At 74.2% G+C, this 7322-nt stretch carries 4 protein-coding genes; 2 read left to right on the forward strand and 2 right to left on the reverse strand.

The features are described 5' to 3' along the window. Nucleotides 1-327: 327 nt before the first annotated feature. Nucleotides 328-1233 carry a YceI family protein gene (locus AOK18_RS01930; protein WP_055572633.1) on the forward strand — a complete coding sequence of 302 codons (906 nt, stop codon included), beginning with the start codon at nucleotides 328-330 and terminating at the stop codon, nucleotides 1231-1233. Nucleotides 1234-1267: 34 nt separating this feature from the next. On the opposite strand, the gene AOK18_RS01935 is transcribed toward AOK18_RS01930, so the two are convergent. Next, the gene (locus AOK18_RS01935) at nucleotides 1268-2554 is read right to left on the reverse strand and encodes an NAD(P)/FAD-dependent oxidoreductase (protein WP_240503019.1); all 1287 of its coding nucleotides are present in this window, start codon (nucleotides 2552-2554) and stop codon (nucleotides 1268-1270) included. 163 nt (nucleotides 2555-2717) lie between these two features. On the opposite strand from AOK18_RS01935, the gene AOK18_RS01940 reads away from it, so the two are divergent. After that, complete coding sequence (locus AOK18_RS01940) at nucleotides 2718-4388, forward strand: PucR family transcriptional regulator (RefSeq protein ID WP_055693116.1); 1671 nt, start codon at nucleotides 2718-2720, stop codon at nucleotides 4386-4388. 185 nt (nucleotides 4389-4573) lie between these two features. Here the strand turns inward: AOK18_RS01940 and AOK18_RS01945 are convergent. Then, nucleotides 4574-7322, reverse strand: a 2749-nt coding sequence (locus AOK18_RS01945) for a pyruvate carboxylase (RefSeq protein ID WP_055693115.1), incomplete at its 5' end; no start/stop codon positions are given.

Below are 7322 nucleotides of genomic sequence, written 5' to 3' on the forward strand. Positions count from 1 at the left end.
CACCTCGTGCACGAGGTGCGGCGATGGCGCGGGTGACGCGTGAAATTTGCGATACGTCCCACACCGTTCGCCAAAGCGTCAACGCAAATCACCGCCCCTCAAACAGGTTCATTCCCTCCCATATCCCTCTACCTCGAGGGGCCACCCGTCCTGGTGAGGTGTTCACACACGCATGGGGACCAGCGGATCTCCCCCGTCGTCGGCTTTAGGATCATCACAGACCTCCCCCCACGCCGACGTCCCGTTCTCCGGGGCTCTTGGCAGCTGCGAACGCGATGTGCCGTACGGGTCGCGGGCAGCGACACGTGCTGAAGAAAGGTGAACACCATGGTCCTCGGACTGCTGCGACGCAGGGGCGCCCACGGCGCCGCGCCGGCCCTCCCGGTCCCCCTGCCGGACGGTGCGGGGATGTTCGGCTGCGAGGTGGTCGACGGACTGGCGCGGCCGCTGGGCGGGGTCGAGGTCACGGTGACCGGGCTGAACAGCCACCGGGTCGCGGCTCGCGGCACCACCGACCCGTACGGCTGCTTCATGGCGGTCCTGCCCCCGGGCGCCTACAGCGTGATGACCGCGTCGGAGGGCCTGTCACCGGTCCGTGAGACCGTCGCGATCACCGCCGGCGTGGTGCTGCCGCCGCGGCGCGTCGTGCTCGAGCCGGCGCGCCAGCCGGAGCTCCCGCCGTCCGGCACCTGGCTGTTCGACCCGCCGCACACCGCGATCCGGTTCATCGCCAAGCACGTGGGGATGGCCCATGTGCACGGCCGGTTCACGCGGTTCGAGGGTGGCATCCGGGTCGCGCCGGACATGGAGGACTCCCGGGTCTCGGTGCGCATCGACGCCTCCAGCATCGCCACGGGCAACCGGACGCGCGACAACCACCTGCGGTCCGCGGACTTCCTCGACGTCGAGCGCTACCCGTACATCGACTTCGCCAGTACGCGGTTCGCCTATCGCGGCGGCTCCAGGTGGACCGTGCACGGCACCCTCACCATGCACGGCACCAGCCGCTCCGTGGGCCTCGACACCGAGTACCTCGGCACCGTGAACGGCGGCTACGAGCAGGAACTGCGCTGCGCCGCCCTCGCGAAGGCCCGGCTCCACCGCGAGGACTTCACCCTCGACTGGCGTTCGATGCTCGCCCGCGGCATCGCCGTGGTCGGGCCCACCGTGCAGCTGGAACTCGACGTGCAGGCCATGTACCGGACCCACGACACCCCGACACCGCCCCAGTAGGGGCGGCGCCGGGGCCGCGCCGGACCGCGGCCGGTCAGCGCAGCGGGTCGAACGGTGCGAGCTGCGCGGGGCGTTCGCCGGTGAGGATCGTCTCGGCGAGCAGCAGTCCGGTGGCCGGGCCGAGGGTGATGCCCCACATGCCGTGTCCGCCCGCGGCGAAGACCCGGGGCGAGCGGGTGCGGCCGATCAGGGGGAGCCCGTCGGTCGTGCACGGGCGCGAGCCGACCCATTCGTCCGTCCGGGCGTCCAGGTCGGCCCCGCGCAGCAGCGGACGGGCCGCCTCGGCGATGGCGTTGATCCGGCGGGCGTCCAGGGGCGCCTCCGGCTTGCGGAACTCCATCATTCCGGCGACGCGCAGCCGGTCGCCGAGCGGTGTGCAGGCGACGCGCTGCCCCGGGAAGTAGACCGGTCCGGACGGCACGTGCTCGACCGGGACGCTGAAGCTGTACCCCCGGCCGGCCTGGACGAGGGAGCGGACGCCGAACTTCCTGGCGTGCCGGCCGAGCCAGGCCCCGGTGGCCAGGACCACCGCGTCGAAGCGCCGGCTCCGGCCGTCACCGGTCAGGACGGTGGTGCCGGTGGCCGCGTCCCGCACGTCGGTGACCTCCGTGCTCTCCAGGATCTCCCCGCCCCGGGCACGGACCGCGTCGGCCAGGGAGTGCACGAAGTGGCCCGGGTCGATGTAGCGCTGGCCGTGCAGCCGGATCGCCGCGCCGATCCCGTCCGAGAGGGACGGCTCGACCTCCCGGGCCTCGTCCCCGTCGAGGACGTCGAACTCCATGCTCTGGCCCGCCGCGTGGATCTGTTCGAGTTCCTCCAGCAGGACCCGGCGCTCACCGGCCGTGCGGTAGGCCGCGAGGAAGGACTTGGCGTCGAGGGTGCGCGCCTCGACGCCCCCCTCGGCCAGCAGGTCGAAGGAGGACAGCGACAGGCCGTTGATGGGGACGAGCGCGCGCATCGCGCGCAGCCACCGTGCCGCGGTGCTGTTCCGGGCGAATCCGGCGAGGAACCTGAGCAGGGCGGGGTTCGCGCTGGGCGGGACGTAGACCGGGGAGGACGGGCTGAGGACGGCCCGCACTCCGTAACTGAGGACCGCGGGCTCGGGCAGCGGTGTCGCCAGTCCGGGGGTGAGCCACCCGGCGTTGCCCCAGGACGACCCGGCGGCCACCCCGGCGCGGTCGTACACGGTGACGTCGGCTCCCCGCTCCTGCAGGAACCAGGCGGTGGACAGTCCGACCATGCCGGCGCCGACGACGGCGACGGAGCGGGGGCCGGAGGGGGCGGGCGAGGACGGCCGGGACATGCGGAACCTCTTCTCCAAGGCGGTGATGTCTCCGATGGTGGGCCCGGCCCGTCCGGTTGTCTTTGTGCCGTGCGGCCAATGCCGACCGGATCCCTGGTGCGCCGAGCACTGCGCACCGGAGCCACAATGGGGGCATGACCCCGCGCATGAGCTGTGCCCCTCCCCCTTCGGGGTGCCCGTGATGATCACCGTCACCGATCTCGTGGACTCCCTGGGTGCCGGGTTCCTGCGCACGGTCGTGGCGGCCGGGAACGCCGAGGTGCACGACGTCGCCCTGGCCGAGCCCGGCGACGCCGGCGGACAGCCGGGGGAACTCGTCCTGGGGGTGGGCGTGACCGACCGGGCGCAGGCTCTCGCCCTGCTGGAGCGGGCGGCGCGGGCGGCGGCCGGGGGCGTGGTCCTCAGGAGCCCCTTCGCCGGCGACCCCCGGGTGGTCCGTGCCGCCCGCGAACTGGCGGGCCCCGCCCTGGTCGAACTGCAGCCGCACACCTCGTGGGCGCACGTCGTGTGGCTGCTGCGAGGGGTCATCGACCGGGCCGCCGCGCCCGACACCGGTCGCCTCGGTACGCCCGGGCCGCACGTCGACCTGTTCGCGCTGGCCGACGCGGCGGCCGAGATCATCGACGCGCCCGTGACGGTGGAGGACGCGCAGTCCCGGGTGCTCGCGTACTCCGCGCGGCAGGACACGACCGATCCGGCGAGGGTCTCCACCATCGTGGGGCGCCGTGTCCCGCCGGAGACCCTCACCCACTTCCGGGCCAGTGGCGTCTTCCGCAGGCTCGCCCGCTCCAGCGACCCCGTCTGGACCCCGGCGGGCCCCGACGGCACGCTGCCCCGGCTGATCGTCCCGGTGCGGGCCGGCGGCGAGTGGCTCGGCTCGATCTGGGCGGTGGTCAGCCCCCCGGTCCCGGAGGAACGCATCCGGGAACTCCGCGACGTGGCCTCGGTCCTCGCCCTGCACCTGCTGCGGCTGCGCGCCGAGGCGGGCATCGCGCGGCGGGTGTCGACCGGCCGGCTGCGGGCGGTCCTGCGCGAGGGGGCCGCACCCGGTCCGGGCTCCCTTCCCGGGCCGGACGCGGTGCCCGCGCTGCCGGCGGGTCCCTGGCGGGTGGTGGCCTTCGGGTCGCCCTACGGGACCGACGACGTGCGCAGGCAGCTGGATCTGTGGGAATCCGTCGCGCGCCGCTTCGGCTGGCACGAGCCCCTGCTGACCGACCTCGACGGGCTGCTGTTCGGCCTGGTCACCGAGCGGCCCCGCGGTGGGCGGCCGGTCACGGCCGGCGGTAGGGCCGACGCCGGCGCGGGCACCCTCGACTGGCTCCGCCACGTGCTCGGCGAGGTCCACGCGCGCGACGCGGGCCTGTACGCCGTCGCGGGGTGCCCTGTCCCCTCCCCCGACCGGCTGCCCCGTTCCACGGCGGAGGCCGGGGAGCTCCACCGGCTGGTCGCCGCGGGCCGGCTCCCGCTGCACGGCACGAGGGGGATCCTCCTGATGGAGGACGCCTGGGACACCGTCGTCGTGGAGCGTGCCACGGCGGCCGTCGGGATCGACACGGGCCTGCTCGGCGGTCCGCTCGCCGTGCTGCGCGCGCACGACGAGGAGCACGGCACGCCGTACCGCGCCACGCTCGCGGCCTGGCTGGACCACTTCGGTGACCCGCGGAGCGCCGCGCGGCTGCTGCGGGTCCACCCCAACACGCTGCGGTACCGGCTGCGCAAGATCGACGAGGTGGCTCCGGTGGACCTGTCCTCCCCGCGCGTGCGCCTGGCGCTGCGGCTGCAGCTCACGGCGATGGACACGTCGCCGGCCCGGGACGGGACGCCCGGTCCTCCCCCGCCGGCCCGTCCGTGACGGCTCGCGGCCGTGCCGGCCGGCGGGGCCCGGACGCCCGTCGCGCGCTGCCGGCGACGGCCGGGGCGGTGCGCGGCCGTGCCGCGGCACCGGCCGGCCGGCGTCCCCGCGGACCCGCCGCTCCTCTCCCCGCCGTCCGCCGGGGACCCCGGGGGCGGTCGCGTGGGCGGCGGGCCGCGGCCGGCTCAGACGAGTTCGACCAGGAGGTCGCCGCCCTCCACCTGCTGGATGCGGTTGATGGCCAGCCGGCCCACCGTGCCGGACTTCGGGGCGGTGATCGCGGCCTCCATCTTCATGGCCTCGATGGTGGCCACCGTGGCGCCGGCCGCCACCTCGTCGCCCTCGGCGACCGTGAGGGTCACCACTCCGGCGAACGGCGCCGCGACGTGCCCGGGGTCGTTGCGGTCGGCCTTCTCGGTGACCGGGACGTCGGAGGCGGCGGCCCGGTCGCGGACCTGGATCGGCCGCATCTGGCCGTTCAGGGTGGACATCACGGTGCGCATGCCCCGTTCGTCGGCGTCGCCGACGGCCTGGAGCTCGATGAGCAGCCGTACTCCGGGGTCGAGGTCGACGGTGTACTCCGTGCCGGGGCGCAGTCCGTAGAAGAAGTCCTTGCTGTCCAGGACGCTGGTGTCGCCGAAGCTCTGCCGGTGCGTCTCGAACTCGCGGGCGGGACCGGGGAACAGCAGCCGGTTGAGCGTGGCCCGGCGGTCCTTCGCCAGCCCGGCGCGGTCGTCCGCGGTCAGTTCCCGCACCGGCTTGGCCTCGGCGCGGCCGCGCAGCGCCTTGCTCCGGAACGGCTCGGGCCAGCCGCCGGGCGGGGTGCCGAGTTCGCCGCGCAGGAAGCCGATGACGGAGTCGGGGATGTCGAACCGGTCCGGGTCCTGCTCGAAGTCCCGCGGGGACACCCCGGCGCCCACCAGGTGCAGGGCCAGGTCGCCGACCACCTTCGACGAGGGGGTCACCTTGACGAGGCGGCCGAGGATCCGGTCGGCGGCGGCGTACATCGCCTCGATGTCCTCGAAGCGGTCGCCCAGGCCCAGGGCGATGGCCTGGGTGCGCAGGTTGGAGAGCTGCCCGCCGGGGATCTCGTGGTGGTAGACGCGGCCGGTGGGTGAGGCCAGGCCCGCCTCGAAGGGGGCGTAGACCTTGCGGACGCTCTCCCAGTACGGTTCCAGGTCGCCGACGGCCTGGAGGTCGAGGCCGGTGGGCCGCTCCGAGTGGTCGGTCGCCGCGACGATCGCCGACAGGCTGGGCTGCGAGGTGGTGCCCGCCATGGAGGCCACCGCTCCGTCGACGGCGTCCGCCCCGGCCTGGATGGCGGCGAGGTAGGTCGCGAGCTGCCCGCCGGAGGTGTCGTGGGTGTGCAGGTGGACCGGCAGGTCGAACTCCCGGCGCAGGGCGGACACCAGGGTCGCCGCCGCGGGCGCCCTCAGCAGGCCCGCCATGTCCTTGACGGCCAGGACGTGCGCGCCCGCCTCCACGATCCGCTCGGCCAGGCGCAGGTAGTAGTCCAGGGTGTAGAGCCGCTCGGACGGATCCGACAGGTCGGAGGTGTAGCACAGGGCGACCTCCGCGACGGCCGTCCCGGTCTCCCGCACGGCGTCGATGGCGGGCCGCATCTGGTCGACGTCGTTGAGCGCGTCGAAGATGCGGAAGACGTCGATGCCGGTGGCCGCCGCCTCCTGGACGAAGGCGTCGGTCACCTCGGTCGGGTAGGGCGTGTAGCCCACGGTGTTGCGGCCGCGCAGCAGCATCTGCAGGCAGATGTTCGGCACGGCCTCGCGCAGGGCCGCCAGGCGTTCCCACGGGTCCTCGGCGAGGAAGCGCAGGGCGACGTCGTAGGTGGCGCCGCCCCAGCACTCCAGGGAGAGCAGTCCGGGCAGGGTGCGCGCCACCACGGGGGCGACGGCGAGCAGGTCCTTGGTGCGGACCCGGGTGGCGAGCAGCGACTGGTGGGCGTCGCGGAAGGTGGTGTCGGTGACGCCCACGGTGGGCGAGGCGCGCAGCCGGCTCGCGAATCCCTCGGGTCCGAGTTCCGCGAGCAGTTGCCGGGATCCGGGCGCCGGCTCGGCCGCGGCCGGCCGGGGCAGCTTGGTCGTGGGGTCGATCAGTTCGGGGCGTTCGCCGTGCGGCTTGTTGACCGTGACGTCGGCGAGGTAGGTCAGCAGCTTCGTGCCGCGGTCCGCGGAGTGGCGCGCGGTGAGCAGGTGCGGGCGCTGTTCGATGAACGACGTGGTCACCCGGCCGGCCTGGAACTCCGGGTCGTCGAGCACCGCTTGGAGGAAGGGGATGTTGGTGGAGACGCCGCGGATGCGGAACTCGGCCACGGCGCGCCGGGCGCGGCCCACGGCGGTGGTGAAGTCCCGTCCCCGGCAGGTCAGTTTGACCAGCATGGAGTCGAAGTGGGCGCTGATCTCCGTACCGGCGTGGGTGGTGCCGCCGTCCAGGCGGATGCCGGAACCGCCGGGCGAGCGGTAGGCGCTGATCTGCCCGGTGTCGGGGCGGAAGCCGTTGGCCGGGTCCTCGGTGGTGATGCGGCACTGCAGCGCGGCGCCGCGCAGGGTGATGTTCTCCTGGGCGAGCCCGAGGTCGGCGAGGGTCTCGCCGGCGGCGATGCGCAGCTGCGCCTGCACGAGGTCGACGTCGGTGACCTCCTCGGTCACCGTGTGCTCGACCTGGATGCGGGGGTTCATCTCGATGAAGACGTGGTTCCCGTCGCGGTCGACGAGGAACTCCACGGTGCCGGCGTTGCGGTAGCCGATCTGGCGGGCGAAGCGCACGGCGTCGGCGCAGATCCTGTCCCGCAGTCCGGGGTCGAGGTTCGGCGCGGGCGCGAGTTCGATCACCTTCTGGTGGCGGCGCTGCACCGAGCAGTCGCGTTCGAAGAGGTGGATGACGCCGCCCTCGCCGTCGGCGAGGGCGGCGTCATCC

Source organism: Streptomyces prasinopilosus (assembly GCF_001419695.1).
In the GTDB taxonomy this organism is placed as follows: domain Bacteria; phylum Actinomycetota; class Actinomycetes; order Streptomycetales; family Streptomycetaceae; genus Streptomyces; species Streptomyces prasinopilosus.